We start from the raw sequence: 26,846 nt of genomic DNA, 5'->3' as shown, positions 1-26,846 counted from the left end.
TCATGTCAAAAGGAGTGCCGTCATGAGAGTAGAGACCCATTCAGCCCAAGACACCCAAGCCTTGGCAGCCAGCCTGGCTCCCGTCTTACCTGCAGGAACCTGGATTCGCTTGGAAGGGGATCTGGGGGCGGGCAAGACCACCTTTACCCAAGGACTGGGCAAGGCGCTAGGGATTGCGCGGGCAATTAAGAGTCCCACCTATACCATTGTGAAAGAATATGACTTGGAAGGCCAGGCGGCACCTCGTCTCATTCATATTGACGCCTACCGACTGGAAGAAGGGGGCGCCGATACGGTGGACTTGGCTTCCTATCGCCAGCAGGGCGACTTGGTCCTAGTGGAGTGGGCTCAATTTATCGAAAGGGAACTCCCGACGGCCTATCTTGACCTGGCACTCTCATACGGTCAAGAGGTCGACGACCGGGTCTTGACCATCCAATGGGTGGGGGGCCAGGAGCCAGAATGGTTGAGCCAATGGAGCAAGGAGGTAAGCGACCATGCCAGATAAGCAGGATGTAGAAGTCATTATTCGCCAGGCAGAAGTCGGCGATGCTCGTGCTATTTTGGGTATGTTGAGCCAGATTCGCCAGGAGTCACCCTATGTGGTCCTAGCCGATAATGCCGATGATGTGGAGGCACAAGTCACCATCATCGAGCAATATGACCAGCATCCCCACGCCCTCATGCTAGTTAGCGAAGTGGATGGTCAGCTGGTAGGCTTTGCGACGGTTCAGCCTCAAGGACTGCCGGCGCAAGCTCATGTGGCCGAAATCGGGGTCTGCCTGATCGCCGAGTATTGGGGCTATGGCATTGGCTCCCTCTTAATGGAGACCATGCTGGACTTTGCCCAGGGGGTAGGACTGCGAGTCCTGCATCTAGAAGTCATTGCGGACAACCTGCCAGCTATCGGCCTCTATAAGAAGTTCGACTTCCAGGAGCGGGGTCGACTGACGCAACGCGTGGCCCGTGGCGGCCGCTACTACGATACCATCCTGATGGAACATGTCCTCAAGGATTCAGGCCAGTAAATTATGTGAAAAGAGGTTAATTTATGGTGGATTTAGCCAAATTACAAGATATCTTAGGGACTTTGACCATCAAAGCCAATGAGCCCTTATCCAATTATACCTACACCAAGACCGGGGGGCCTGCTGATCTATTAGTCTTCCCGCGTTCGGTAGAGCAAGTCCAAAGGGTCCTAGCAGCAGTCAAGCAAGAAAACTTGCCTCTAACCGTTCTGGGCAATGCCAGCAACCTCATCGTCAAAGACGGCGGTATTCGGGGCCTGGTCATGATCCTAACCGACATGCAGGAACTGGTCCTAGAAGGCAACCAGTTGAAGGCAGCCAGTGGGGTGGCCTTGATTGAAGCCAGCCGTCAGGCAGCTGCTGCCGGGCTGACTGGCTTGGAATTTGCCTGTGGCATTCCGGGTTCCATTGGTGGGGCCATCTATATGAATGCCGGCGCCTACGGGGGCGAGGTCAAGGACGTCATTAGCCAGGTGCAAACCATGACGCGTGACGGCCAGCTCAAGACCTACGCGGGAGCGGACTGCGACTTCAGCTATCGCCACAGTCGTTTCCAAGAAGGAGACGAGGTTATTTTAGGCGTCACCTTCGATTTAGCGCCAGGAGATCAGAGCGCCATTGATAGCAAGGTGGCCGAGTTGACCCACCTGCGTCAAAGCAAGCAACCGCTAGAGTATCCGTCTTGCGGCTCAGTCTTCAAGCGGCCTGAGGGTTACTTTGCCGGCAAGCTCATTCAAGATGCTGGCCTGCAGGGCTACCAAGTAGGTGGGGCGCAAGTCTCGACCAAGCACGCGGGCTTTATTGTCAATGTAGACCATGCGACAGCTACCGACTACTTGGAAGTCATTGAACACATTCGTCTGGTGGTCTGGGCCCGGACTGGGGTCTTCATGGAGCCAGAAGTACGAATTATCGGCGAAGATTAAGAATTTGGGACAGGTTAGTAGACCTGTCCTTTTTGCTTGGCGTTATGCAAACTTAATCTAAAAAATTCGTAAATATCGTTGACTATTGAGCGGAGATGGTTCACACTAGAGCAGTGAGATGAATTTATGAACAAAGGAGTGGGAGACTATGACCTGCCGAGTCATCAAACTGGCCGTGTTTGCCCCCCCATTAAGTGGGCATCTCTATCCCGTTCTGGGCTTGATGCAACCCTTATTAGATAACCCTAACTATGATATTACCGTCTATACAGGCCTGACTAAGCTGCCGGTAGCCCAGGCTTTGGGCTTTAAGTGCCAGGCCCTCCTTCCTGATCAACCAGATGTCTTCGACAACATTGCTTCGACCGATACCAAACTCAATGCCTCCACCCTCTACGGGCAGATTCAGGCTGCCATCACCATGTGTCAGGACCTCATGACCCAGGTGGAAGCTATTTTGAGAGAGACTCAACCAGATGTGGCGACCGTAGACTTTGTCTTCGCGCCCCTAGGCATGGTCTGTGATAAGCTAGGCCTGCCATGGTTGACGACCAACCCGACACCTTTTTCAATCGAAAGTAAGACTGACGCACCAGCCTTCTTAGGGGGGCTCAAGCCACCAAGTAACTGGCGCCAAGCCTTGCGCAACCGTCTAGGGCGGGGCGCCGTCCATGGCTTCAAGCGTCTAGTCTATGGTCTCTTCGTTAAGAAGGCTCTTAAGCGCTTCGACCCCGTCATCTATCAGCAGTTTAAGCTCTATCGTGAAAATGGCGAAGAGGGCTTTTATTCACCTTATGGTATTCTGGCTCTAGGTATGGAAGAGTTGGAGTTCCGCAAGGACTTTCCAGCTCATCTGACCTGGTTAGGCCCGACCTATCCTAAAAAGCCAGTAGTCGACTTCCACTTACCAACCGACCTGCCAACGGTCTTGGTGACCAATGGGACCCTGCTACCTTGGGGTAAGGAATCCCTGCTGACGATCGTCAAGCGTCTGGCTCAGGCTCATCCGGATATTTGCTTTTTGGTGACGTCTGGCAGTGAAGCCCGCAAAGATCAGCCGGTAGAAGCTATTATGGACAATGTCTACCGCTATCAGTACATTGATTACGAGGCGGTTCTACCTCATGTCGATTACGTCATCCACCACGGTGGGGCCGGCATTCTCTATGCTAGCATCCGCCATGGCAAGCCTGCCTTGGTCATTCCCCATGATTATGACCAGTTTGACTATGCCGCGCGACTAGAATGGGCTGACGCTGCCTTGGTAGCTAGCCTCAAGCGGCCAGACTCCATTGAAGCGGGCTTTAAGCAGCTGCTAAGTCGGACGGACTGGACCGCTATGAAGGCCTTACAAGGCCAGCTCCTAGCCTATCCAACCCAGGAGCGCTTAGAAGCGGCCATTGCCCGCGTCCTCAAATAGACTAGATTCAAAAGGTTGAAGCAGTAAAAGCTTCAACCTTTTTTGCCCACAAAAAAAGCCTGGGCAAAGCCCAGACTTGATTTGGCTGATTAAACTTGCTCTTGGTAGTTGGTCTTGGTTTGGTTCAGCCAAGTGTAGACAACCCCGATTAAGAGGCCACCACCTACCAGGTTACCAAGGTAAGAAACACCCCAGTGGCGTAGGACATTGACTAATTCAAAACCTTTAGCTCCTTTGAAAGGTGAGAAGAGCAAGATAGACATAGAAGCGAAGTTAGCTACCACGTGCTCGTTGGTCATGTAGACAAACATGAAGATAGCAGAGAGCACTAAGGTGAGGCGTGCTGCTTGATCCTTAACTAAGACGAAGCAGAGAATGGCAATGTTAACTAAGACGTTAGCCACAATCCCTTCAAGGAAGACTTGGGCGTTGCCACGCGCGAGTTTCGTTTGGATAATGCCGACCATGGCTGAGTTTTCATTGAGGTTAGCGAAGGCTGCGGTGTTGCCTAAGAGATAGCCAGCGAATAAGGTCCCAACTAAGTTGAAGATGGAACAGATTAAGAGAACTTTGAGTGCTTTTTTCCAATCAATGGCCTTGCTGAAGGTCCCTGCAGTGAGGAACATCATGTTGGAAGTAGCCAGTTCCCCGTTGAGGAAGACAGCGTAAGCCAAGCCGAAGGCGAAGATGAAGGCGAAGAAGAAGCGGCCCAAGCTTGGGTGCAGGGTGTTGATTTGATCAGCAGCAACAGCCCCAGCTGCGGTTGACAAGGTTAAGAAGGCGCCGGCGTAAATAGAGCGCGCTGCGTAACGACCTAGGCTTTCTTCCAGAAGCGCCGCTTTTTTGGTGCAGGCTTTCTTAATAAAATCTACGAATGGTGATAATGACATATCTGACATGGTTTTCCCTCCAATAAAAGATAGTTTCATTATAGCGCATTTTTGGGGGCTTGATAAGTAGCTGAGGCAATAAAATGACAAATTTTCGACAGCCTTTTCATTTGGCTGAGCTTGTGCTAGAATAGGCCAGTAAATAAATTAAGTAAAGGAGTCTCTTATCTTGAGCCAACGCCGTCTCATCCTACCTAGCCTGATTGTCCTAACAGAGCTCGTAGGCCTCACCTTCAATCTCTATCCTAATAAATGGCACCAGTTAACCTACTATACCTTGTTATCCAATATCTTGGTCTTAGCCTTCTTCGCTTGGCTAGTGCTAGGGCGGCCGGCACCATCCGCTAGCCTGACCCGTATCAAGGGGGCGGTGACAACGGCCATTCTCCTGACCTTCTTCGTCTACCTGGTCTTGTTGATGCCGACTGCGACACCCGAGCAGTTCTGGCGGGTCCAGAACTTTGCCCTTCATTTTATTGCGCCTATTCTGGTCATTCTAGATTGGCTCCTCTATGATGCCAAAGGCCACTATCGTTGGTTTGAGCCCTTGACTTGGACGGTATTGCCCCTTATTTATATGACCTTTGCCCTGATACGGGGTGGTGTCTTCCATCTGCCCATTCCTAACGAAAAAGCCTCACCTTATCCCTACTTTTTCCTCAACATTGACCGCATTGGCTGGTGGGGCTTCAGCAAATATTTTGTCGCCATTTTGGCGGTCTTCCTCTTGCTGGCCTATGGCATGCTGGCCCTGAAACGAGCGCCAAAAGTAGGGCGTTTTCATGAAAAACACTAGTACAGATTAATTCTCATATAAAACAGACTAAAGGCGGAATCTAAAAGATTTGCGCCTTTTTTGTTTTTTTTAGACTGAACACTTTTTTTTTAGGCCTAAAGGGTGTAAACTAGGAGTTAGAGTTTTATCACTAGAAAAAGGAAGTGGCCAAATTTTATGGTAATGTTCAAACGCTTAGCTAACAACATCAAGGGTAAACACCTCAAGATTGTGTTCCCAGAAGCTAACGACAAACGTGTATTAGGGGCGGCTGTTCGTCTACGTGTAGATGACTTAGTAGAGCCAATCCTCTTAGGGAATGTAGCAGAAGTCAAGGCCTTGGCAGCACAAAACAGCTGGAATATCGACGCCTTTACCATTATCGATCCAGAAACTTATGCAGAATACGATGCTATGGTAGCAGCTTTCGTAGAACGTCGTAAGGGCAAAGCGACTGAAGAACAAGCACGCGACTTGCTTAAAGACGTGTCCTACTTCGGGACTATGTTGGTCTACATGGGCTTAGCTGATGGCTTAGTCAGCGGGGCTGTTCACTCCACCGGTGACACCGTTCGTCCAGCCTTACAAATCATCAAGACCAAGCCAGGCATTACCCGTACATCTGGGGCCTTCATCATGGTGCCAGCTGAGAGCGACGGTCAAAAATTAGTCTTCGCCGACTGCGCGATCAACATCAACCCTTCACCACAAGAATTAGCTGAAATCGCAGTAGAATCTGCGCACACTGCTAAAATCTTCGACATCGAGCCACGCGTGGCCATGCTCAGCTTCTCAACCAAGGGCTCAGCTAAGGCGCCTGAAGTGGACAAGGTGGTAGAAGCAACTAAGTTGGCGCAAGAATTAGCGCCAGAAGTGCTCATCGACGGGGAACTTCAATTTGACGCTTCTTACTCAGAAATCGTGGCGGACCAAAAGGCACCAGGTTCTGAAGTAGCCGGTCATGCAACGGTCTACATCTTCCCTGACCTCCAATCTGGTAACATCGGCTACAAGATTGCCCAACGTTTGGGTCGCTATGAAGCCGTAGGTCCAATCTTACAAGGTTTGAACGCGCCAATCTCTGACTTATCTCGTGGTTGCGTGGAAGAAGATGTCTACAAGGTAGCCATTATCACCGCTAACCAAGCTTTAGCAAAATAAGCCATCAAGAAGAGGCTGGGCAACCAGTCTCTTTTTTCTTAGCTAGCGTCCAGCTTTGAGCTTTCAAGGCTCGTCGGATAGGCCTTCATGTGCTATAATAAACCATGTGCTAAGAGCACCTAGTCCCCGTACCTCAGTAGGATAGAGGATTCGCCTCCTAAGCGGACTGCCGCAGGTTCAATTCCTGCCGGGGACGTCACTAAGTAAGAGAGTCTGACCATTCGCCCGAGCGAGTGGTCAGGCTTATTTTTGTGGGCAAAATTACTTGGCCTGCTAGCAAGATAGTGTTAGCTTGTCGCCAACTCGGCCCTGGCTAATGGTAGGGCTTCATTTGGCTAGAGGATAGGGCTTTAATGGCCTCTTGAGGAGGGCTAGATTTCTAATTTATGAATTTATGATGAAGATTATTGATTTAATCTAGACTTCTTATTGACATGGCCCACAGGGTCGATTGAATGTGGTAATATATGGGTAAAGGAGGCGAGAGTATGAATCGCTTAAGAAAAATTGGCGCTGCCCTTGCAGTTGCCGGAATGTTAGCGACCTATGTACCTTCTGGACTGGTCCTAGCGCAAGTGAATCCTAACTCACCGATTGAAGTATCGGTGGATATTCTGTTACAAGTTGATGCCAATCCGCCAAAACGTCAGGAAAATGCGACCTACGAAATTGTGGATGAGGCAGGTAATGTGGTTTATCGTCATGAATCTGACGCCCAAGCGAGCCAAGTACCTAAGTTAACCGCTGGTAAGTATCGTTTACGCTTGTATGATGGCCAAGGCTTCAAACGTGCGGACAAGGTTCTCAAGGCACAAAAAGTTGAAACCTCTATTCCTAAGCGGTCGGAACAAGATATCGCCGCCAACAAGCAATTACAGGAACAGTCTGACAAGGGCAGTCTCAAGACAGACGACCAAGGTCAGGCCTACTATGAAGTGGCCTTCGAAGTCAAGGCAGGTCCTGACTTAGAAAGTGCTGACCATCAGAAAATGGTCTCTAAATTAGCCGTTACCCTATCTGACCAAGAGGGGGCAGGCAGTGCGCCACAAGCACCAGCCCAATCCTCTAGCCAGGCGCCAGAGGTGAAGCGCAACTTGACGGTCAAGGTCTTAGACCAAGCGCAAGAAATTGTGCCGGGTGCCACGGTCACCGTGGAAGGCCAAACAGCTGTGACGGATGAAAACGGGGATGCCCACTTCAAGGATCTCACTCCTGGAACAGTTCACTATGCCGTGACCCAATTGCCAGCAGGTTATGAAGGCAACCCAAGTGGTGAAGCTGAACTCCCAACTGACACTGACCATTCCATTACCTTACAAGTGGCTAAGAAAGCTGAGCCTCAAGTGACTAAGCGCGATTTAACCGTTAAGGTTCTGGACCAAGAACAAAAGACAGTAGCAGGCGTAACGGTAACAGTAGAAGACCAAAGTGCCGTAACGGATGAAAATGGGGATGCCCACTTCAAGGGCTTGACGCCAGGTACCGTACACTATGCCGTGACTAACTTGCCAGAAGGCTACGAAGGGACACCAAGTGGCGAAGCCCAACTGCCAAGTGACACTGATCATTCCATTACCTTGCAAGTAGCTAAGAAGGCTGAGCCTCAAGTGACTAAGCGCGACCTAACCGTTAAGGTTCTAGACCAAGAACAAAAGACGGTAGCCGGCGTAACGGTCACTGTGGCAGACCAAACCGCAGTAACCGATGAAAATGGGGATGCCCACTTCAAGGGCTTGACTCCTGGTAAGGTTCACTATGCCGTCACTCAATTGCCAGAAGGCTATGAAGGCATGCCAAATGGGGATGCCGAACTGCCAGCTGACACTGATCACTCCATTACCTTGCAGGTAGCTAAGAAGGCTGAATCTTCTAGTCAAGCGCCAGCAGCTAAACGCGACTTGACCGTTAAAGTCCTAGACCAAGAACAAAAGATTGTGTCCGGCGTAACGGTCACTGTAGAAGGCCAAAGTGCTGAGACCGATGAAAATGGGGATGCCCACTTCAAAGGCTTGACGCCAGGGACGGTTCACTATGCCGTAACGGATTTACCAGACGGCTACGAAGGCACACCAAGTGGTGATGCCGAATTGCCAAGTGACACCGATCATTCCATTACCTTACAAGTGACTAAGAAACCAGTACAACCAGCGGTTGAAGCTGTCAAACGCGACTTGACTATCAAGATTTTAGACCAAGATCAGAAGATTGTAGCCGGCGTGACCGTGACCGTTGGCGACCAAACGGCTGTCACTGACGAAAATGGGGATGCCCACTTCAAGGGCTTAACGCCTGGTAAGATTCACTACGCGGTAACCCAATTGCCAGAAGGCTATGAAGGCACGCCTAGTGGTGACGCTGAATTGCCAAGTGACACCGACCACTCCATTACCTTACAAGTGAGCCGCAAGGATCAAGCTTCTTCTTCAAGTTCATCCTCTTCTTCTCAAGCTGAGAAGCGTGACCTGACCGTCAAAGTCTTGGATAATGCCGGCAAGGAAGTACCAGGCGTTAGCGTCAAGATTGGCGACCAAGTACAAGTCACCAATGAATACGGCCAAGCTGTCTTCAAAGGCTTGACCCCAGGGACCTTCCACTATGAGATTGTCAACTTGCCAGAAAATTACACCGGCGCCCAAGCAGGCGACGCGGAATTACCAGCTGACACCGATCATTCCATTACTTTGACTGTTCAACGTCAACAAGCAGTCGCTAATGTGACGGTGAAAGTCATGGATGACAATAACCAAAGTGTCCCAGGTGTGACGGTTTACTTAGGTGAATTGGAAGGCCAAACGGACGACCAAGGCAATATCCTCTTCGAAGCTTTGGAAGCAGGTAAGTACACTTACGGCATTAAGGAAGTGCCAGAAGCTTATCAAGCTGAAACAGGTGCGCAAACCTTAGATGTGGCCCCAGGTGCGGACTTACATCCAATCCTCAAGGTCAGCCGTAAGGCCCAAGTAGCCAGCTTGGAACTCAACGTGGTCAACGTTGCCGGCCAAGCAGTAGCAGACGTAACCCTAGCCGTAGGCAACCAACAATTGAAGACGGATGCCCAAGGGAAAGTCACCTTTACCAATCTTAAGGCAGGGGACTACGACTACTATGTAGTGGCCGTTCCAGAACCTTACCAATTGGATCAAACCAAGATTAAATTAACGCTGGCCAACGGGCAGACGGCTAAGCGGACCATTCAATTAGCTGAGAAACCAGCGGCTTCCTCAAGTTCGAGTGCTTCATCTGACAAGGTGACAGCGACTAAGACTTCTGGTGTAGAACGCAAGGACGGCAATTTGCCATCAACCGGTGAACAAGTCATGGCTTGGTTAACACCACTGGCTCTTGCTCTCCTAGCTCTCGGCGGCGCTATTCTCTTCTTCCGTCGTCGCAAGAATCAAGCGTCTACTGACGCCTCACAAGATGAGGATCATGAAGCATAATCAAGACTAGCTGGTCACCTCGCTTTAGAAAGTATTCTAGGCGAGGTGACTTTTTTGCTAGCTTAGAAAAAAATAATGGCTCCCAGGCTAATAAAGTGTCGCATTTTTTTTGGCAGTGGAGTATAATAGGATTGTAGTCAAGGATATAAATATAGCGAGGGCGATAGCATGCGGTCAAAGGACAAGAAGAATCTACTTTATAATAGCTTATTGGCACTTATTTTGTGCCTGGTCTGTATTGTCTGCATCTTATCCGTCATGCTCTTCCTACAGACCCTTGAAGGGCAGGACAGTTCTCAGCAGGCTAGCTCAAGTCAGATAGCCTTAACAGGGCAGTCTCAATCTTCAGCCAGTCAAGAGTCCAGTAAGAAGGAAGTAGAAAGCAAGCCCCAAGAACTGGTCAAGGGATCTAACCATAACCAGGCGGCCAGCGCCTATGCCTATAAGGCTCAGGATGTGCGTAAGCTCCTCTACGATCCTAAAGCCTCAGATAAAAAAATAGTATTTTTAACCTTCGATGACGGTGTTAACTTTGAAGTGACGCCTAAGATTTTAGATGTTCTCAAGGCTAAAAAGGTGCCGGCTACCTTCTTCGTGATTGGTAAGACGGTGGGAGACAAGACCCGGCCCTTGTTAGAACGGCAAATTCGCGAGGGACATGCCATCGGGATTCACTCCTACAGTCATGATTACAATCGTCTCTTTCCGGGCGGGGTAGTCGATGTCAATCAAGTAGTCAAGGAAGTCAAGGAAACCCAAGCTTCTATGCAGGAAGTGCTAGGTCGGGATTTCCATACGGCTGTCTGGCGTTACCCAGGTGGCCATATGTCCTGGAAGGGGACCGAAGAACTGGATGCCTCTCTTAAAAAGCTAGATGTGGACTGGATGGACTGGAATGGTATGTCCGGCGATGCGGAAACACCGTCTGCCCGGCCAACCACGCCTAGTGATATGCTAGCCTATATGGAAAAATCCTTCTATGTGGCGCCGGATGCCAAGGTGCGGGTCATCCTCATGCACGATGCTTCAGATAAGCAATTGACCATTGAGGCCCTGCCTCACATTATTGATTACTTCAAGTCTCAAGGCTATGAATTTGGGGTGTTAACATGAGTTCACTTGCTTGGTTAGGACTAGGTTTGGGTATGGCTGCCTATGCCTTGGCTACCTTTTGGGGCTGGCACTTAGGCCCTAAGTTAGGGGCGCGGCCTTGGGTTCGTAGCCAACTACTCTTGTTGACCTGCGGCATCTGGCTAGAATTAGTCTTCTTCGATTTATTGCCTTCTACCCAGCCCACACTTATGGGGATTCTGGGTTTCCGCATGGCCACTTTGTTTAGCCTTATTCTCTTCTTTACCCCGGTCATCCTCATGTCAGGCCTGCATTCCTTTGTTGGTTGGGCACCGAGTGGGCGCCTGCGCCTAGGGGCCTTCACCCTTCAAAATATGCTGGAAGGGGTGCTGATTTATAGCCTCTGCCGGGTCAATCCTTGGTTGGGGACAGCCTATCTCTTCCTGACAGCGCCACACGCTTTAGTGGAAGCTATGACCATACGGGAATTAAGCCGTCCAGCCAAGGCTGGTACCTGGCTCTGGTTGGTGCTGGGCAACTTAGCTGGGCTAGGCCTTGGCTTTGTCCTAATCGAGGGCATGGGCTCCTTAATTAGCCTAGCCGTCTTCAATCAACTTATGGCCGGCTATCTCTTCTATGTGGCCTTTGTGGACCTCTATCAGGAGGTTGTCCGCCAAGCTAAGCGCCCAATCACTCCCTATGCCGTCTTCCTAGGCATGGGCCTCATGGGTCTCTTGAATGTGCTAGTTTAATTGAATATAAAAATAACGAGCTAGGATGCTTCCTAGCTCGTTTTTCTTATCCTAATAAATGTAATCCCATCATATAGACGGCAGTGCCCAGCGCGATGCTAAGGAGGAAGTTATGCTTCCACAGGTGGCAGACAGCTGTGATAAGGGCTGCGCCAATCAAAAGCAGACTGTCTTGGGGCAGACTAGGGCTGAGATGGCGGAAGGCATAGACGACTAGGAGTCCCATGACGGCAGTGGGTAGCATTTGGCCTAAGTAGCTAACGAAGGCTGGTGGCCGCTTGTGAGCTGGGAAGATCCAGAAGGCTAGAAAACGTGTCAGCACCGTTCCTAGAACGACTAGAGCGATGGTAATCGCTTGCTGCCAAGGGGTCATGCGCTCACCTCCTGGTCTTGCTGCTGCTTCTGCTGCCAGTAGCGGTAACCAAAGAGGACTAACATGAGGATCATGGCCGGAATCATAAAGTTTTCCGGGCCAAAGAGAACCAAACAGAGAATCGATGCGCCTAAGCCAATAAAGGCAGCGGAGTGTTGACGGTGGGAACGCCATTGTTCAATCAGCAAGACAATGAAGAGGGCGTTGAGAACGAAGTCCATGCCCTTGATATTAATGGGCAGGTAGGGACCAATAAAAGCCCCCATGGCCGTCGCGCAGACCCAGTAGAATTGGTTGAGCCAGGTCACATGGAAGTAGGCCCAGCCTCGGTCAAGGTCTTGAGGTAGATCTAGCGTCACATTAATAGAGAAGGACTCATCACACATGCCGAAGATCAGATAGGGTTGCTGCCAACCTAGATGGTGGTATTTGTCCAGCATGGCCAGGCCATAGAAGAGATGGCGGGCATTGACCATGAGGGTCAAGAGCAGGGCCTGGAGTGGATTGAAGGCAGCAAGCAAGAGCTGCAAGGTCACAAACTCCATGGAACCAGCGAAAATAAAGAGGGACATTAAGACCGGCAAGTAGGGTGGGAATCCCTTGCTGACGGCTAACATGCCCAGGGAGAATCCTAGGAAGAGAAAGCCCGTCATAATAGGAATGGTCTTAGGGAAGACATAGGAGAGAGCGCGTTTCATTGATTCACCTCGGCATCGTTAATAGTCCCATTCTAATTGCCTTCCTTGGCCCTGTCAAGTCCACCTGACTTATGGTATAATGACCAAGTGAAGATTTAACGTGAAAAGAGGGAAGTCACCATGACCTTATATTACCAAAGTACTCGTAACCCAGAAAACCGTGTCACCGCTTCTCAAGCTATCCTTAAGGGGATTGCGGAAGACGGGGGCCTCTATGTGCCGGTGGAGCATCCCAAATTGCCAGTCCCTCTGGCTGACCTAGTGGGCAAGTCCTATCAGGAGGTTGCCTTTACCGTCATGAAGGCTTATTTTGATGACTTCAGCCAGGAAGAATTACAGGCTTGCATCGATGGGGCCTATAACAGCGACAAGTTTGACACGTCAGAATTGACCCCAGTTAAGAAGGTAGGGGATGCCTACTATCTGGAGCTCTTCCATGGCCAGACCATCGCCTTTAAGGATATGGCCCTGTCCATCCTGCCTTATCTCATGACCACTTCGGCTAAGAAACAAGGCTCTGACAAGGAAATCGTCATCCTGACTGCCACATCCGGTGATACCGGTAAGGCGGCCATGGCCGGCTTTGCGGATGTGCCCGGTACTAAGATTGTGGTCTTCTATCCTAAGGGTGGCGTCAGCCATATCCAAGAACTGCAAATGCTGACTCAGAAGGGTGACAACACCTATGTAGTCGGCATTACCAGCAACTTCGATGATGCCCAAAGTCAAGTCAAGGATCTCTTCGGGGACCAAGCTCTCAATGAGCAGATTGCCGCGGCAGGCTACCAATTCTCAAGTGCCAACTCTATTAACATTGGCCGGCTCATTCCCCAAGTGGCTTACTATGTCTTTGCCTACTTGCAACTGGTGAGTCAAGGTGTCATTGCTTTAGGCGACGCCATCAATGTGGATGTGCCAACCGGTAACTTCGGTAACATTTTGGCAGCCTACTATGCGCGTCAAATGGGCTTGCCAATCAAGACCTTTATCTGTGCCTCTAACAAGAACAATGTCTTAACCGACTTCTTCAAGACCGGCGTCTACGACCGCCAACGTCCTTTCTATGTGACTAATTCGCCATCCATGGATATCCTCATCTCTAGCAACCTAGAGCGTTTGATTTACCATGCGACCGGCAATGATGCGGCCCAAACGGCTACTTATATGAAGCAATTAGTGGAACAAGGTCACTACCAAGTGACGCCTCAAATGCAGGCAACTTATGCTGATTTCTATGGGGGTTACGCCGATGAGGCCCAAATCGAAGCTAGCATTAAGGCCGTCTATGAAGCGACCGGCTATGTCTTAGACCCTCATACGGCAGTAGCCACTTCGGTTTACAGCGACTACCGTCAGGAGACAGGCGACACCACGCCAACCTTAATCGCCTCGACCGCCAGCCCTTACAAGTTCCCACGCTCTGTCATGCAGTCCTTCCAGGACTTAGATCCTGAGGTGGATGACCTGACCCTGGTGGACCAACTGGAAGCTATCTCTGGCGTGCCACAACCTGCGGCCGTTCTCGAAGTCAAAGCAGCCCAAATCCGTCATAATGAAGTGGTAGATGTGGCCGGCATGAAGGCTAGCATCTTGACTAAGTTGGGGCTCTAATCGTCGAATTCCTAAGAAAGAGGGTGCTCAAGATGATTGAATATCGTCATGATAAGAAGATTTCTGATGTCCAGTTGCGACCACTCTATCAGGCAGTCGGTTGGACAGCCTACCTAGACCAGGTGTCTGACTTGGGGCAAATGCTGGCGGCTTCCCAAGATGTCATCAGCGCCTGGGACCAAGACCAGCTAGTGGGGCTGGTGCGTACAGTGGGAGATGGCCACTATGTGGCCTTGATCCAAGACATCTTAGTTCTGCCAGCCTATCAGAAGCAAGGCATAGGCCGACAATTGCTGAATCGAATTCAGGAAGCTAGCCAGGCCTATCGTCAGGTCTTCCTAGTGACGGACACCACGCCTTGGAACCAGTCTGTCCGGGAATGGTACGGGCGTCGCGGCCTAGTGGGCTTTGCCCAGGCGGAGCTAACTGGATTTTTAGCCAATCAAGGAGATTAGGACGCTGTCCTAGTCTCTTTTTATTTGCTATGGTTAGGCAAATAATTCGTACTGGGGACCTTAAAGTGGTAGACTAAAGTTATCATAGTAGAAAGGAGGGGACTGAGATGTTGGAAGATAAACTCGACCAAGCTGCTGGCAAAGTCAAGGAAGTGGCAGGTAAAGTAACTGGCGACAAAGGCCTTGAAACTGAAGGCGTTGTTGAAGGCGTCGTTAGTAAAGCCAAAGAAGTGGCTCATGACGTGGCTGAAGCTGCCAAAGGTGCAGTGGAAGGCATCAAAAATTCCTTGGGCAAATAATCCAAGTAAAACAAGCTTAGCATCACCAGTACCCCTCAAGTCTAGGGGTGCTTTTTTTGTGCTTGGAGGAAGTAGGAGAGATAAAAAAGGGATGAAAAAATATGAAATGAAAGGCGACAACAGTAGAATATTTTAATAGTACCAAAGTTAATAGAAGAATTAAGCCTGGTTCAAAGTGGATTTATCTCAAACTTACCCTTTTACTTTTGTTGTTTTATGCTATACTAATTTTGGAGAGAGGAAAATCCAAACATTAGGTGATAATACATGCGAAGACAACTATTAGATGGTGTAATCATAAATGAATTTGATGAATATAAGATTATTGAGATAACAAATCTTTCTGATGAATTAAAAGATAAAATTAAGGATGAGCTTACAGTTATTTGTCACGGACAGTGTGCTTTGAGCGGTATCACACAATATTATAGTTTTGAAAAAACAATTCTTGAACTAGTCAACTGTAGATTATCTCCAGATAAAAATAAGAGAGTAGGAGCAATTGGAGAGTTGCTATTAAATGTTATAATTCGAATGGTAGGAGGTTTGGAAATCATTTCTCCTTTCTTTAATATGGAAGAAAGGAATGTAAAAAAAGGATTTGATATCATAGCATGTGATGCAAGTAATGGTATTTGGATAATAGAATCTAAAGCTGGTGAAGTAGGGTCTGACTCTAATTCGAACAAAAAAGTGGAAGAGAGAATTAATGAAGCGAAAAGAGATTTGCAGAAACGGCTAAACGAAGAGAATGCTCAACTTTGGCTTAATGCTATTAATTCAGTTCGTGCTAGTATGGGTGGGTCGGATGAAAAGAATGTAGTTCTTAAAATCCTTGGAGAAAAAAGCGATACAAATGTTAGTACTGATAAAAATGTAGTCCTTGGCGGGACGGTATTTTGTAGCTTTGATTCAAATATCGATGAAGCAAAAGTTGAGTCTATTTATGAAAAAATAAGAGAGCAAGAATTGTTCTCAAATGTGAAAATCATAGCGATACAAAAGAAAACAATGGAAGCTGTCGTTGAGTTTTTAAGCGGCTTAACAGAGGTTGTAAAATGAAAAAATTAACATTAAAAAGATTATATAATACAACATTTAAAGAGCTGTATTGGAAATTACTCACTACACCGGATAAGATGGATGTTAAGGATTATGAGGTTTTGCTTTCTCTAGGTACGTATTTTGTTGGACGAGAGAATGAACATATTCGTAAATTGGGATATAGACTTTTTCTTTTATATAGTAAACAGACTAAAGACTATAAGCCACTTTATGAATTGAGCCTAAATAAAGGTCTTATCCCAATCTCGCAGTTTATTTATGAGAATATGCGATATGGTGAAGACTTTGGTAACTTGCATACTGAGATTAATACCGCAGTTAATAAAGAATATAAAGTTGGAGATCAATACAAAACAGTGGGTCAAAGTGAATTGCAAGGAGCGGTTATGGCTTGTAGGCATAGTTCTTATATCGTAGTAGCACCAACCTCTTACGGTAAAACTGAATTAATCTTGTCATTTCTCGATACCTCTAAGCATCAAAATATTTGCATAGTAACACCAACTAAATCACTTTTAGCTCAAACTAAGAAACGTATTCTAAACCATATAGGCACTCGGAAAATAATCACGCAACCTGAAATGTATTCAGAAGGCGAGACTAATATTATAGCTGTGTTAACACAAGAAAGGCTTTTGAGATTGTTGCAAAACAATCCAAATTTAAAATTTGACATTCTAGTAATTGATGAGGCGCATAATTTACTGGATAAATTCTCTAAAAGTAGTTCTCGTAGCATCTTGCTTGCTTCTGTTATTATAATATGTCATACAAGAAATGATCATCTATCTTGTAGATATCTAACCCCTTTTTTGAGTTCGAGAGATAGCATTATTTTAAAGTATATAGCTGAACAACCGGAATGGTTTACTGTATCTGAGACTATGAAATCTGAAATGTTCTATGTACATGATCTTGATGACAGCACATTTGGTGTACTTGATCAATTCTCAGGGGACAAAGAGAAAATAGTATATAAAGAGAAAAAGAGAATATACTCAAAAGATGCCGAAATAGTTATTGATTATGCAGATAAAAAGAATATTATATATTTAAATACGCCTAAAAAGATTGAGAGTTTTGCGAATGAGTTAACTAGTAATCTAGATATTTCTATGAACGACAAAATAAAGAAAGCTGTCTCTGATTTAAGGGAATTTATCCATGAAGATTATGAGTTGGCAAACAACTTAGAACGAGGGGTTATTTATCACCACGGATCAGTGCCAGAATTCGTTAGATATTACATAGAGAATTTATATTCTTATGTGCCAGAAATTCGTTATATTATAGCTAACTCTACTTTACTGGAGGGAGTAAATATTCCTGCTACTAAGATGTTTATTTTAGATCCTAAAAGAGGTAATGGAAACTTAAAATCTTCTGATTTTAAGAACTTAATTGGGCGAGTTTGTCGTTTTGGTGATATTTTTAATCCTGAAACAGGGAGTTTAGATTACTTACTTCCGGAAATCCATATAATTAAAGGGAGGTATTGTAGTAAGAACTTCAATGTATTGAAATTCTTTAAAAGTAGACATGTTTTAGCCGAAAATGAAGATGATATAAAAGATGAGATTTTCAATCCTTTATTAAAGAATCACATGCAGATTGATAAAGATGTTATCGAGCAGGCAGAAGTAATGCTCGAGAATTTCTCAGATGATAATATTTTAACGGAGAAAACAGTTGCAACGCCGAAGAGTCTAATAGGAAGGCTGTGTTTTCAAAATAATGTGAGGATATTCAATGTTTTACTTGTTGAAGAAAAACTAAATGCTCAGCTTGCAGGAATGCAACAAGCGCACAAACTAGAAAATGTTTTTAGTCTAATGAAGTCTCTTTTCTTTGATTATATAACAGAAGATGAGAACTCATCGAACAACATAAAACGTTTAAAAGAACAACGTGCTCAACAATTTTATATGATGCTTATCAATTGGCGCATGAGCGGAATAACTTTAAAGGAAATGATTACTCGAATCGTGGCCTACTGGAATAGGCTAAATAAGCAGCAATCTAAATTTGTCTATGTTGGAAATTGGGGAGACAAAACTAGAGGAACAAACAGTCACCAAAAATACTGGACGGACATAGGCGAAAAAAGTAATCAGGAAAAAGTAAATTTAGCGATAGTGAGACTCAAAGAGGAATTTGATTTTATTGATAATGAAATTATCAAGTACATAGAAATACTATATTCTCTTGAATTGATTGAGGGAAAGCTATACCTTAAACTCAAATATGGGACGAGTAATAAAGATAAAATAGCATTGCTAAACTGTGGAATTAGTAATACCTTGACGAATATTCTTTTTGATAAATACAAGGAGTTTTATGAGGTAAATACCCTAAATAATGAAGTATTTTTTAAAAAGAAACTAATCGAGACTATGGAAAGCAATGGTGAAAATGGTATTCTAATATCAGAACTTTCTATAAATTTGCCAATTAACTAGCGCTGTTTGTTATAAAATATAGTGAAATCATAGGTGAATTTGAGTTTTGTATTCTCAATGACTAGCATATAAGAGGTTAGGAATAAATGGTGTCACCTTATGAGCATAAGCTCAGATGTAGAGAGGAAAATAGTTGCTGATAAATCACTTGCATTCCCCGCCAAGTAAGCGTATACTAAAGGTAATTCACCAAGGAGGTACTTGTGCCGATGAAAGTTAACTAAAATTGTCAATTACTAAATAAAGGATCAAGATGGTTTTATTTAGTGCGGTCAATTTTAGTGAAGAGGTACAAGCAGCTAGGGCAGGCGCCCCTTATATGAGGGCGCAGACTCTTTCTTTGGCTTATTCCATTTGCTTCCAACAGGGACCGACGCTAGATAGGGCATCGGTCCCTCTTTATATAGGAGGTAGCAGATGTTACACGTTGAAAATTTTACCATGACCCATCAACAAGACCTCAAGGTCTTAATTCCTTCCCTGTCCTTTGACTTGAAGCCAGGCGACAAGCTAGCCCTGATTGGCGAAGAAGGCTGCGGCAAGTCCTCGCTCTTGAACTGGCTCAGGCAGCCGGATGCGCCCCTGCCTTATGTCGAGGTGACGGGCACTTGTTCTAATTCCTTTGGCCGGACGGTCTGGATTGGCCAGACTTTCCCAGCCCAAGATGAAGGTTTGACCATCGAGGCTTATTGCTTTGATCCGGTCTTGGCCGAGCAAATAGACTATGGTTACTTCTATCAGCTAGTCAGCCAATTAGGCTTTGACCCCGATCGTCTCACCAGCCAGCAGCTCATGGGGACGCTGTCAGGGGGAGAAAAGCTCAAATTGCAGTTGGCACGGACCCTGGCCTTGGAGCCGGACTGTCTGCTCTTGGATGAGCCTTCCAATGACTTGGACTTGGCCACACTGGACTGGCTCAGTCGGACCCTGGCTAGTTTGCCGGCAGCGGTCCTCTTTATTTCCCATGATGAGGCCTTCCTGACTCAAGTGGCCAATCGCATTCTGCATATTGAGACAATTCATAACCACAAGGCCAGCCGGGTTCATCTGGTCAATCTGGACTATGAGACCTATCGCAGTCAACGGGAGGCCCAGTTCCAGCGTCAGGGCCAGCTGGCCCGCAAGCAGCAGGAGGAGCAGGCCAAGCAGGAGGCCCGACATCGGCAAATGCACGACAAGGTCCAACACCAATTACGTCAGGCCCATGATTCTAGCCTGGGTCGTCTCTTGGCTAAGAAAATGCGCAACGTTAAGTCTGTTGGCCGGCGCTTGGAGCGTCAGGCTGAGGACATGCTGGAGATTCCCATTCAAGAGGATGCCATCTTGGTCAAAGTGCCCTGCCCCCATCCCTTGCCCGCCAGCAAATGGCTAATCAACGAGCCGGACTATGTGGTCCGCCTAGAGGGGCGCGCTCTGACTCAACCCCTGACCCTGGAGTGGCGAGGCCAGGAGAAAATTGGACTGGTGGGCCCCAATGGGGTGGGCAAATCCACCTTGTTGAAGCAAGTCCGTGACTGGCTGACCGACCGGCCGGGCATTCGTCTGGGCTATATGCCCCAAGATTATCGCCAGGTCCTGCCTCAGGATCAGACGCCCTTGGACTTTCTCCAGGAATCGGGTAGCCAGGAGGAGAAGACTAAGCTCATGACCTATCTGGGTAGCCTACGCTTCGACCCTGATGAGATGCGTCACCCCATTAGCCAACTGTCTGGGGGCCAGCAGGCCAAGTTGCTCCTGCTCAAGTTGAATCTGATGGAGGTCAATGTCTTGTTACTGGACGAGCCTAGCCGTAATTTCTCGCCCTTGTCTCAGGCTGAAGTAAGGCAAATTTTTAGCGACTTCCTCGGGGCCATTCTGGCGGTTTCCCATGACCAACTCTTCCTGGATCAAGTCTGTGACCGGCGTTTGGCTTTGGAACCGGCTGAGAAGCAATAGCGGGCTTGCCTTGTTGAGGGCTAGGTCTTTGTGATAAAATGAATAGGCATTGAACTTGAGAGGAGTAAAGCAATGAAAGAGCCTAAAGGAATCCTGCTAGCCATTTGGATTGGCTTACTCAGTAGCCTGGCGGGGGCAGTCAATGTGACCACTCTGTGGCTGGTAGCCACGCCATCGACCCACATGACGGGCAACCTGTCCCAACTAGTCCTAGCCTTAGTGCGGGGTGATGGGGAAACGACCAGCCGTCTGGCCTTGACCTTGCTGGCCTTTATGGCTGGGAGCATTTTAAGCGGCCTCTTATTCTCTGATAAATCCTTTCGCCTGGCCAACCGTTACGGCGTTTTGCTGATTAGCTTTGGCCTCTTATTGGGCTTAAGCTATGCCCTCAACTGGCAGGCTAGCTGGCTCTATCTCCTGGCCTTCGGTATGGGGACCCAAAACGGTATGTTCATCTACTATCGCGGCATGATTGTCCGCAGTTCGCATTTTACGGGTTACTTGACAGATACGGGCTTTGCGCTAGGACGTTACTTGCGGGGCTATAAGGAAGATGGCCACAAGATTATCTTCTACATGGCAAGCATTGCCTGCTTCCTAGTAGGAGGGCTCCTGACCTATATCTGGCTTAATCATTCTGCTATCAGTATGATTTTGGTCTTGGCCATGGCCTATCTGGTGACGGGGACCTATTACTTTATCCTCCGCCACTGTTATCAAGCAGCCTAAGCAAAATCCCCTTATATCATATAGGATATAAGGGGATTTTTTATGTGGTGAAAAAAGAAGCTGAGACTATGTCTCAGCTTTTTGCTTCTAGTTGAACTTTTTTCTGGGCCTTGGCCTTGAGTAGATAGACTAGAATCAGAATGGCTAGGACTTCGATGATCAGGCAGTAGAGACCACCTTCTAGTCCAAAGTCGCCACCAGTCCAGAGCTTAGGGCCTTGTAGGCGGGTGTGCCAGATAGGATAAGGCAGGCTCATGCCTGATACCTGGATGCCCAGAACAGGGCCTTGCACGAAGTTCCAAGCCGAATGGGCCGCTCCCACAAACCAGATATTTTCCGTATAGGCGAAGAGGAGGGAGAAGGTCAGGCCTGCTAGGGTCAGGTTGACTAGGGCTAGGGATGAGACATTAGGGTTGCCCAGATGCATGGCCGCGAAAATCAGGGAGTTGGCCAGGACTGCTAGCCGGGTTGGAAAGCGTAAGGCCAGGCCATTCATGAGATAGCCCCGGCAGATAACTTCTTCGCTCAGGCCCTGAACCAGGAAGCCGGCTAGGTAGAGTAGGGTAACTAAGGCGGGCGTCTGGCTAATGCGCTCTAGCGATAAGTGGCCTAGCAGGGCGGGGATGATGAGACAGGCCAGCAATTGTAGTCCACCTAGGATAAAGCCCAGCAGATAAGGTCTTATCAAGGGGCGCTTGAAGCCCATGGATTGCCAGGACCGTCGGCCCAGGGTCCAACCGTAGAGGGCGAAGCCCAAGAGAGGAATCAAGGTCGAAAAGAGAGCCATGACGTTTACGAGTGGGGCCACCAAGTCGGGGTGGGTCCAATTGAGGATTTGGAAGCGGGGGTGTGTGATGCCCCATAGGGTGGCCTTGGTCTGCCAGTCCTGAAGGTAGTGAAACAAGAGGGGGAAGGCCAGCATGGAAAGCATCCAGCCCCAACCGGATGCTTGGCTTGATTTAGCTTTGATAAATGGCATTGAGCCACCTCCTTTTCTTCTAGTATAAGGCTATTGGCAGGTCAAGGCAAATGTAAAAAATCAGCCAATCTCGGAATCAGTTCCATACTTTTCTTGATTTTTCGGCCATTTCCTAAGCTTAGGAAATAACTTTAGCGATTAGATGGCACATAAAATGTTATAATAGAATTGAGAGAAAGCGATGTCACAGCCTAGGAGGAGGGCGCTTATGCAGACACGACAGGAACAGCTCATGGTCATTTTGGCCCAGTCACAAGGCTGGCTCAAGGGACGGGACCTAGCGGCTTTGTTGGGCGTCTCCGACCGGACCATTCGCTCTGATATGAACAAGTTAAAGCAAGACTATCCAGGGGCCATCCAGACTCATCACCACAAGGGTTATCGGCTAGTGGCCCAAGCCCTGGAAGACTCCAATCAGCCCAGCCCTCTGGGCCTGCCACAGAGTCAGGAAGAAAGGCTACATTATATACTCAAACTCCTATTGGCTGACAGTCAGCCTCAGACCCTCAAGGAGCTGAGCCAAGACCTCTATGTCAGCCCCCAAACCCTAACCATGGATTTGCATCAAGTCGGTCAGTTGGTGGGGGCCTACCCGGACTTAGACCTAGAACATGATGCCAAGGGCTGGCAGCTTAAGGGCCCTGAATTCCAGAAGCGCCGGTTCTATCGGGAGCTCCTGACCTCAGAGCTTCAGGGTGATTTCTTGAATCTGGATAAGGTCTTAGCTATTTATGAAGAATTCGATATGGTCTGGGTGGCCCACTACTTTCAAGGCCTGCTTAAGCAGGCAGACTATCAGCTTCGGCCTGCCAGTTTACCGATCTTACTCCTACACGTCGGGATCGCGGTTCAGCGTATGCTGGCCGGTCAATTTCTCTATCATCGTCAGGATCTACCGCCTTTGGCGGCTAAGGAAGAAGCCTTAGCTCGCAAGTTCTTGCAGGGGGTGGGTAAGCAATATAAGTGTCGGATTCCAGCCTCTGAAGCCTATAGTATTGGCCGCCTGCTAGAAGCTTATCAGGCCATGCATGAGCTAGCCTCACAGGTCATCTATCAGGGCCGGCCCCTGGATTTGACCCGCTTGGTCCAAGACTTGGGCCAGCACCTACAAGACTTGGTGGGCTTGGATTTTCTTAGTGATGCCGACTTTAAGGATCGCTTCCATCTCCACCTACAAGGCTTGATTGAACGGCTCCATTATCAGGTGGAGCTGCCCAATCTCTTCCTACAAGATATGAAACGCCAGTATCCCCTGGTCTTCGACCTGGCGGTAACGGTCAGTACCTGGTTGGGCGCCCGCCTAGGGGTCGTCTTATCCGAAGCCGAAATCGGGCTGATTGCCGTCCATATCGGTAGCTCCTATTCTCGCCTGGAGCGACCATGGAAGGCGCGAGCCATTTTGTTGGCGCCCCAGCACTATCCCCTTATGCAATCCTCAATCAACCGGCTCAAGGCTAGCTTCGGCCACCGGCTGGAAATTCTAGCCCAATATGATTATGTCAGTGAAGCCCAGCTCCTGCATCAGCCTGTCGACTTAGTCATTAGTTTTATGCCTCTGGCTCAGAGTTTGGGCCTCCCGACCTTGCAGGTCTCTACCTTCTTCAATGAGGAAGATGAGCTAGCCTTGGTCAGTCTGCTCAACCAAGTAGAACAGCGTCAAACAGCCATCCAGCTGGCCCTACAATTGGGGGACTTTCTGGAGTCACGCTTCTTCTATCAAGACTTGCAGGCCAGCAGCCCCGAGCAAGTCCTGACCCTCATGGCCCAGGATTTGGCTCAAGCCGGTTATGTGACGCCGGACTTTCTGCCTTCGGTCTTGGAGCGCGAAGCCCTGTCGTCGACGGATTTTGACTATGCCTTGGCCATTCCCCATCCCCTGCAAGCCCACAGTCACCAGTCGGTCCTGGCCATTGCTAATCTAGCCAGTCCCATTGAGTGGGGCCGCTACCCTGTTAAACTGGTCATTCTCTTGGCGCTTAAAGACAGCGACTGGGCCTTCACCCAAGTCTTCTTCAAATGGCTAGGCCAGTGCCTAGCCCATCCGCGTCAGCTCAAGTCCCTCTTAGCCGCTAGCAGTCGCGACGACTTCTTGGCCGCTATTGTGGGCGAATTTCCCCATCCATCTCGTTAGCAAGTTTATTTTATAGGAAAGGAGGTAATGGTATGGATGACTTAGAGTTGGTATTCTTCAAGATGATTTCTTCCTTGGGATCCGCCCGATCTTCCTTCATGGAAGCCATGGCGCTAGCCCGGACAGGCGACTTCGCCCAAGCCCAGGCGGCCATTGAGCAAGGGGAGAGCCAACGGATTGCCGGTCATGATCAGCATTTCGACCTCTTGCAGGCGGATGCGGCAGGGGACCATCCACCTTTCTCGCTCTTGTTAGTTCATGCCGAAGATCAACTCATGAGTGCTGAACTGCTTAAGGTGACAGCCGAAGAAGTTCTGGCCCTCTATCAACGTTTGGACCAGCTCACCACCTAGATTAGGAGGAAATACCATGAAACGTGTCTATTTATTCTGTAGTGCCGGCATGTCGACCAGCCTGGTTGCCAGCCGTATGCAGGCCGTGGCGGACGACCACAACCTGCCCATTGAAGTCAAGGCCTTCTCAGATTCTAAGCTCGATATCATCGTGGAACAGTATCATCCTGATGTCATCTTGTTAGGGCCTCAAGTCAAATACAAATTCAATGCCACCCGGGACAAATACGAGCCCCAGGGCATTCCTGTTGAAGTTATGAACCTAGACGATTATGGTAACGTCAATGGCGAACGCATTCTCAAGCGCGCCATTCAATTACTCAAGCAGAACAAGCAAGGCTAAGTACAGATCTCATTATAAGAAAAGAGGTAAGTCACATGTTTGCAAATCTTGAAAAAGTCATGGGCGGGACAGCCGAGAAACTCAGCAATAATAAGGTATTAATTGCTATTCGTGATGGTTTCTTGGTGACCACGCCACTCATTATTGTCGCTTCCTTCTTCATTTTGGCCGGTAACTTCCCAATTGAAGGTTATACCGACTTTATGGCCCAATTCTTCGGCCAAGGTTGGGAAAACCACATGGATGCTGTGATTGATTCCACCTTTAGTGTCATCGCCCTCTTAGGGGCTATCGGGATTGGTTATGCCTATGCCCGTCAACTGGAATCAGACCCTATTGCTGGGGCAGCCATTTCCGTCGTCTGCTTCTTGATTCTGACACCTAAATCCCACCCAGCCTTCACCAACGAAGCCGGCAAGGTCTTCAATGGTTTGGCTAATGCTAATATGGGGTCCGCCGGCATGTTCGTGGCCATGATTACAGCCATTGTTTCGGTCCGCATCTTCGTAGCCATTGAACGTAAGGGTTGGGTCATCAAGATGCCTGACGGGGTGCCACCAGCAGTTTCTCAATCCTTCGCGGCTTTGATTCCTTCGCTCTTTGCCATGTTAACCTTCTTCTTGGTTTACCTTGGCTTCTCGCTCACAGATTATCACTATGCTCATACCTTTATCTATACCAACCTGCAAGCACCTCTCTTAGGGATTGGACGCAGCGTCTTTCTAGAACCTCTGACCCAGTTCCTGTCCACCTTCTTCTGGTTCTTCGGGATTAATGGGCCAGCCGTTACCAATACGGTCTTCGCGCCAATTGGTCTGGCTCTGACCACTGAAAACTTGGAAGCCTTCAAGAATGGCTTGCCATTGCCTAACATCTTCACCAACGGTTTCAGTAACTTCTTCACCAACTTCGGGGGTGGGGGTTCTACCTTGGCTTTGGTCTTCCTCATGGTGGGGATTGCCAAGTCCAAACGTATGAAGACCTTGGGTCGTTTGGCCATTGTACCTGGGATTTTCGGGATTAACGAAATGATTATCTTCGGGCTACCAGTCGTACTCAACCCAATTATGTTGGTGCCATTCCTTGCAACACCACTGGTTAACACCATTTTATCCATTATCGCAACAGTTATCGGTATTCTGCCACGAACTACCGGGGTCAGCATCCCATGGACAACCCCATTCTTCTTCTCTGGTTGGTTGGCCACTGGGCACCTGATTGCCGGCTTCTGGCAAATTATCTTAATTGTCATCGACTGCCTAATCTACTATCCATTCTTCAAGGTAATGGACCGTCAATTCTTGGCTGAAGAAGAGAAACCAGTTCAAGACCTTAAAGACGATTTAGATGATATTTCCTTGGACGACTTGTCCTTCGATGATTTATAGACAACTGAAGAGTTCAGCCCTATCCTGCTGAACTCTTTTTGCTGAGGAGGGAATAAGGATGAAAGTAATCCTATTATTCGACCAAATTCAGGCCGGTTATGGGGGCAAGGAACGCCCCAACACGCCACTGGGATTGGAAAAGGGCGGGATTGGCTCTTATCTCATGTTTAAGGACGTCTTCGCGGCCCACGACCTCAAGGTCCTGGCGACCGTCTACTGCGGGCCTGATTATTTTCAGGCTAATAAGGAAGAAGTCTTACACAAGATTGCCAATCTCATGAAGAAGGCGCAACCTGATGTCCTCTTGTGTGGCCCTTGCTTCAACTACGACACCTACGCTCAAATGGCGGCCGAAGTCGCGGCCAATATTCAAGACCAGACGCCTGTCCGCACCTATGTGGCTTGCTCCGCCGAAAATGAGGCCGTGGTCGACCGCTACAAGGACCAGGTTAAAATGATCCAGATGCCTAAGAAGGGCGGGGTAGGGCTGACGGATGCCCTGCACCATATTGCTGAAATTCTCAGTGGCCCAGCAGAGGCCGATTGGCCTTACTTCTTCCACTAG

25 protein-coding genes and 1 tRNA gene are annotated in these 26,846 nt (G+C 48.3%); 22 read left to right on the top strand and 4 right to left on the bottom strand.

The genetic code is table 11. The features are described from left to right. Positions 1–22: 22 nt before the first annotated feature. The 4 genes from tsaE to HMPREF3093_RS05440 all read left to right on the top strand — a co-directional run bounded on the left by tsaE (position 23) and on the right by HMPREF3093_RS05440 (position 3,374). Positions 23–508, top strand: a complete 486-nt coding sequence (gene tsaE, locus HMPREF3093_RS05455) for a tRNA (adenosine(37)-N6)-threonylcarbamoyltransferase complex ATPase subunit type 1 TsaE (RefSeq protein ID WP_070756023.1) — start codon at positions 23–25, stop codon at positions 506–508. Continuing rightward, the gene (locus HMPREF3093_RS05450) at positions 498–1,028 is read left to right on the top strand and encodes a GNAT family N-acetyltransferase (protein WP_070756021.1); all 531 of its coding nucleotides are present in this window, start codon (positions 498–500) and stop codon (positions 1,026–1,028) included. The genes tsaE and HMPREF3093_RS05450 overlap by 11 nt, the downstream gene beginning before the upstream one ends. 23 nt (positions 1,029–1,051) lie before the next feature. Beyond that, a complete protein-coding gene (murB, locus tag HMPREF3093_RS05445; protein ID WP_070756019.1) occupies positions 1,052–1,954 on the top strand; it encodes a UDP-N-acetylmuramate dehydrogenase in 903 nt (300 codons plus the stop codon). Between the two features lie 148 nt (positions 1,955–2,102). Beyond that, positions 2,103–3,374, top strand: a complete 1,272-nt coding sequence (locus HMPREF3093_RS05440) for a nucleotide disphospho-sugar-binding domain-containing protein (RefSeq protein WP_070756017.1) — start codon at positions 2,103–2,105, stop codon at positions 3,372–3,374. An 89-nt stretch (positions 3,375–3,463) separates the two neighbouring features. Here the strand turns inward: HMPREF3093_RS05440 and HMPREF3093_RS05435 are convergent, their stop codons facing one another. Then, a complete protein-coding gene (locus HMPREF3093_RS05435; protein WP_070756105.1) occupies positions 3,464–4,264 on the bottom strand; it encodes a formate/nitrite transporter family protein in 801 nt (266 codons plus the stop codon). 169 nt (positions 4,265–4,433) lie between these two features. Between HMPREF3093_RS05435 and HMPREF3093_RS05430 the strand changes: the two genes are divergently transcribed. The 6 genes from HMPREF3093_RS05430 to HMPREF3093_RS05405 all read left to right on the top strand — a co-directional run bounded on the left by HMPREF3093_RS05430 (position 4,434) and on the right by HMPREF3093_RS05405 (position 11,463). Continuing rightward, positions 4,434–5,060 carry a Pr6Pr family membrane protein gene (locus tag HMPREF3093_RS05430; RefSeq protein ID WP_083316288.1) on the top strand — a complete coding sequence of 209 codons (627 nt, stop codon included), beginning with the start codon at positions 4,434–4,436 and terminating at the stop codon, positions 5,058–5,060. A 156-nt stretch (positions 5,061–5,216) separates the two neighbouring features. Then, complete coding sequence (gene pta / locus HMPREF3093_RS05425) at positions 5,217–6,200, top strand: phosphate acetyltransferase (RefSeq protein ID WP_070756013.1); 984 nt, start codon at positions 5,217–5,219, stop codon at positions 6,198–6,200. A 122-nt stretch (positions 6,201–6,322) separates the two neighbouring features. Continuing rightward, a tRNA-Arg gene (locus HMPREF3093_RS05420) sits at positions 6,323–6,396 on the top strand. Positions 6,397–6,688: 292 nt separating this feature from the next. Next, complete coding sequence (locus HMPREF3093_RS05415) at positions 6,689–9,640, top strand: SpaA isopeptide-forming pilin-related protein (protein WP_070756012.1); 2,952 nt, start codon at positions 6,689–6,691, stop codon at positions 9,638–9,640. A 210-nt stretch (positions 9,641–9,850) separates the two neighbouring features. Then, complete coding sequence (locus HMPREF3093_RS05410) at positions 9,851–10,753, top strand: polysaccharide deacetylase family protein (RefSeq protein WP_180363275.1); 903 nt, start codon at positions 9,851–9,853, stop codon at positions 10,751–10,753. After that, on the top strand, positions 10,750–11,463 hold the full coding sequence (locus tag HMPREF3093_RS05405; protein ID WP_070756008.1) for a hypothetical protein: 714 nt from the start codon (positions 10,750–10,752) through the stop codon (positions 11,461–11,463). The genes HMPREF3093_RS05410 and HMPREF3093_RS05405 overlap by 4 nt, the downstream gene beginning before the upstream one ends. Positions 11,464–11,509: 46 nt before the next feature. On the opposite strand, the gene HMPREF3093_RS05400 is transcribed toward HMPREF3093_RS05405, so the two are convergent. Both HMPREF3093_RS05400 and HMPREF3093_RS05395 read right to left on the bottom strand, forming a co-directional pair. Continuing rightward, positions 11,510–11,836, bottom strand: coding sequence for a branched-chain amino acid transporter permease (locus tag HMPREF3093_RS05400; RefSeq protein WP_070756006.1), 327 nt, complete (start codon positions 11,834–11,836; stop codon positions 11,510–11,512). Then, complete coding sequence (locus tag HMPREF3093_RS05395) at positions 11,833–12,534, bottom strand: AzlC family ABC transporter permease (RefSeq protein WP_070756004.1); 702 nt, start codon at positions 12,532–12,534, stop codon at positions 11,833–11,835. Before HMPREF3093_RS05395 ends, HMPREF3093_RS05400 begins: the two co-directional genes overlap by 4 nt. Positions 12,535–12,654: 120 nt before the next feature. Between HMPREF3093_RS05395 and thrC the strand changes: the two genes are divergently transcribed. The 7 genes from thrC to HMPREF3093_RS05360 all read left to right on the top strand — a co-directional run bounded on the left by thrC (position 12,655) and on the right by HMPREF3093_RS05360 (position 21,087). Then, positions 12,655–14,145 carry a threonine synthase gene (thrC, locus tag HMPREF3093_RS05390; protein WP_070756002.1) on the top strand — a complete coding sequence of 497 codons (1,491 nt, stop codon included), beginning with the start codon at positions 12,655–12,657 and terminating at the stop codon, positions 14,143–14,145. A 32-nt stretch (positions 14,146–14,177) separates the two neighbouring features. Further along, a complete protein-coding gene (locus HMPREF3093_RS05385) occupies positions 14,178–14,600 on the top strand; it encodes a GNAT family N-acetyltransferase (protein WP_070756000.1) in 423 nt (140 codons plus the stop codon). Between the two features lie 107 nt (positions 14,601–14,707). Further along, a complete protein-coding gene (locus HMPREF3093_RS05380; RefSeq protein WP_070755998.1) occupies positions 14,708–14,899 on the top strand; it encodes a CsbD family protein in 192 nt (63 codons plus the stop codon). Between the two features lie 267 nt (positions 14,900–15,166). Next, on the top strand, positions 15,167–15,961 hold the full coding sequence (locus HMPREF3093_RS05375; protein ID WP_070755996.1) for a Hachiman antiphage defense system protein HamA: 795 nt from the start codon (positions 15,167–15,169) through the stop codon (positions 15,959–15,961). After that, positions 15,958–18,423 (top strand): DEAD/DEAH box helicase, encoded by a 2,466-nt coding sequence (locus tag HMPREF3093_RS05370; protein WP_070755994.1) that lies wholly within the window; start codon positions 15,958–15,960, stop codon positions 18,421–18,423. The genes HMPREF3093_RS05375 and HMPREF3093_RS05370 overlap by 4 nt, the downstream gene beginning before the upstream one ends. A gap of 417 nt (positions 18,424–18,840) precedes the next feature. Continuing rightward, positions 18,841–20,358 (top strand): ATP-binding cassette domain-containing protein, encoded by a 1,518-nt coding sequence (locus HMPREF3093_RS05365; protein WP_070755992.1) that lies wholly within the window; start codon positions 18,841–18,843, stop codon positions 20,356–20,358. Between the two features lie 72 nt (positions 20,359–20,430). Beyond that, positions 20,431–21,087 carry a YoaK family protein gene (locus tag HMPREF3093_RS05360; protein ID WP_070755990.1) on the top strand — a complete coding sequence of 219 codons (657 nt, stop codon included), beginning with the start codon at positions 20,431–20,433 and terminating at the stop codon, positions 21,085–21,087. Between the two features lie 73 nt (positions 21,088–21,160). Here the strand turns inward: HMPREF3093_RS05360 and HMPREF3093_RS05355 are convergent, their stop codons facing one another. Then, the gene (locus tag HMPREF3093_RS05355) at positions 21,161–22,066 is read right to left on the bottom strand and encodes a CPBP family intramembrane glutamic endopeptidase (RefSeq protein ID WP_070755988.1); all 906 of its coding nucleotides are present in this window, start codon (positions 22,064–22,066) and stop codon (positions 21,161–21,163) included. A 208-nt stretch (positions 22,067–22,274) separates the two neighbouring features. Between HMPREF3093_RS05355 and HMPREF3093_RS05350 the strand changes: the two genes are divergently transcribed. Genes HMPREF3093_RS05350 through HMPREF3093_RS05330 form a run of 5 tightly spaced genes read left to right on the top strand, consistent with a single transcriptional unit; the run spans position 22,275 to position 26,846 of the window. After that, positions 22,275–24,197, top strand: a complete 1,923-nt coding sequence (locus HMPREF3093_RS05350; RefSeq protein WP_070755986.1) for a BglG family transcription antiterminator — start codon at positions 22,275–22,277, stop codon at positions 24,195–24,197. Positions 24,198–24,229: 32 nt separating this feature from the next. Further along, complete coding sequence (locus HMPREF3093_RS05345) at positions 24,230–24,550, top strand: PTS lactose/cellobiose transporter subunit IIA (protein ID WP_023391653.1); 321 nt, start codon at positions 24,230–24,232, stop codon at positions 24,548–24,550. A gap of 16 nt (positions 24,551–24,566) precedes the next feature. Further along, a complete protein-coding gene (locus HMPREF3093_RS05340) occupies positions 24,567–24,893 on the top strand; it encodes a PTS sugar transporter subunit IIB (RefSeq protein WP_023391654.1) in 327 nt (108 codons plus the stop codon). Between the two features lie 35 nt (positions 24,894–24,928). Beyond that, positions 24,929–26,281, top strand: a complete 1,353-nt coding sequence (locus tag HMPREF3093_RS05335; RefSeq protein WP_070755984.1) for a PTS sugar transporter subunit IIC — start codon at positions 24,929–24,931, stop codon at positions 26,279–26,281. 58 nt (positions 26,282–26,339) lie between these two features. Beyond that, complete coding sequence (locus HMPREF3093_RS05330) at positions 26,340–26,846, top strand: GrdB-related putative oxidoreductase (RefSeq protein WP_070755982.1); 507 nt, start codon at positions 26,340–26,342, stop codon at positions 26,844–26,846.

Origin of the sequence: Abiotrophia sp. HMSC24B09 (assembly GCF_001815865.1) — a bacterium.
Classification (GTDB): Bacteria; Bacillota; Bacilli; order Lactobacillales; family Aerococcaceae; genus Abiotrophia.
This window is presented reverse-complemented; position numbering and strand designations above follow the sequence as displayed.

Bases quoted from the DNA above. Each gene is read 5' to 3' on its own strand.
- HMPREF3093_RS05395 (WP_070756004.1), bottom strand. From the start codon at position 12,534: ATGAAACGCGCTCTCTCCTATGTCTTCCCTAAGACCATTCCTATTATG.
- HMPREF3093_RS05350 (WP_070755986.1), top strand. From the start codon at position 22,275: ATGCAGACACGACAGGAACAGCTCATGGTCATTTTGGCCCAGTCACAA.
- HMPREF3093_RS05340 (WP_023391654.1), top strand. From the start codon at position 24,567: ATGAAACGTGTCTATTTATTCTGTAGTGCCGGCATGTCGACCAGCCTG.
- HMPREF3093_RS05435 (WP_070756105.1), bottom strand. From the start codon at position 4,264: ATGTCATTATCACCATTCGTAGATTTTATTAAGAAAGCCTGCACCAAA.
- HMPREF3093_RS05400 (WP_070756006.1), bottom strand. From the start codon at position 11,836: ATGACCCCTTGGCAGCAAGCGATTACCATCGCTCTAGTCGTTCTAGGA.
- HMPREF3093_RS05385 (WP_070756000.1), top strand. From the start codon at position 14,178: ATGATTGAATATCGTCATGATAAGAAGATTTCTGATGTCCAGTTGCGA.
- HMPREF3093_RS05440 (WP_070756017.1), top strand. From the start codon at position 2,103: ATGACCTGCCGAGTCATCAAACTGGCCGTGTTTGCCCCCCCATTAAGT.
- tsaE (WP_070756023.1), top strand. From the start codon at position 23: ATGAGAGTAGAGACCCATTCAGCCCAAGACACCCAAGCCTTGGCAGCC.
- murB (WP_070756019.1), top strand. From the start codon at position 1,052: ATGGTGGATTTAGCCAAATTACAAGATATCTTAGGGACTTTGACCATC.
- thrC (WP_070756002.1), top strand. From the start codon at position 12,655: ATGACCTTATATTACCAAAGTACTCGTAACCCAGAAAACCGTGTCACC.
- HMPREF3093_RS05415 (WP_070756012.1), top strand. From the start codon at position 6,689: ATGAATCGCTTAAGAAAAATTGGCGCTGCCCTTGCAGTTGCCGGAATG.
- HMPREF3093_RS05380 (WP_070755998.1), top strand. From the start codon at position 14,708: ATGTTGGAAGATAAACTCGACCAAGCTGCTGGCAAAGTCAAGGAAGTG.
- HMPREF3093_RS05360 (WP_070755990.1), top strand. From the start codon at position 20,431: ATGAAAGAGCCTAAAGGAATCCTGCTAGCCATTTGGATTGGCTTACTC.
- HMPREF3093_RS05370 (WP_070755994.1), top strand. From the start codon at position 15,958: ATGAAAAAATTAACATTAAAAAGATTATATAATACAACATTTAAAGAG.
- HMPREF3093_RS05355 (WP_070755988.1), bottom strand. From the start codon at position 22,066: ATGCCATTTATCAAAGCTAAATCAAGCCAAGCATCCGGTTGGGGCTGG.
- HMPREF3093_RS05365 (WP_070755992.1), top strand. From the start codon at position 18,841: ATGTTACACGTTGAAAATTTTACCATGACCCATCAACAAGACCTCAAG.
- HMPREF3093_RS05375 (WP_070755996.1), top strand. From the start codon at position 15,167: ATGCGAAGACAACTATTAGATGGTGTAATCATAAATGAATTTGATGAA.
- pta (WP_070756013.1), top strand. From the start codon at position 5,217: ATGGTAATGTTCAAACGCTTAGCTAACAACATCAAGGGTAAACACCTC.
- HMPREF3093_RS05450 (WP_070756021.1), top strand. From the start codon at position 498: ATGCCAGATAAGCAGGATGTAGAAGTCATTATTCGCCAGGCAGAAGTC.
- HMPREF3093_RS05330 (WP_070755982.1), top strand. From the start codon at position 26,340: ATGAAAGTAATCCTATTATTCGACCAAATTCAGGCCGGTTATGGGGGC.
- HMPREF3093_RS05335 (WP_070755984.1), top strand. From the start codon at position 24,929: ATGTTTGCAAATCTTGAAAAAGTCATGGGCGGGACAGCCGAGAAACTC.
- HMPREF3093_RS05345 (WP_023391653.1), top strand. From the start codon at position 24,230: ATGGATGACTTAGAGTTGGTATTCTTCAAGATGATTTCTTCCTTGGGA.
- HMPREF3093_RS05405 (WP_070756008.1), top strand. From the start codon at position 10,750: ATGAGTTCACTTGCTTGGTTAGGACTAGGTTTGGGTATGGCTGCCTAT.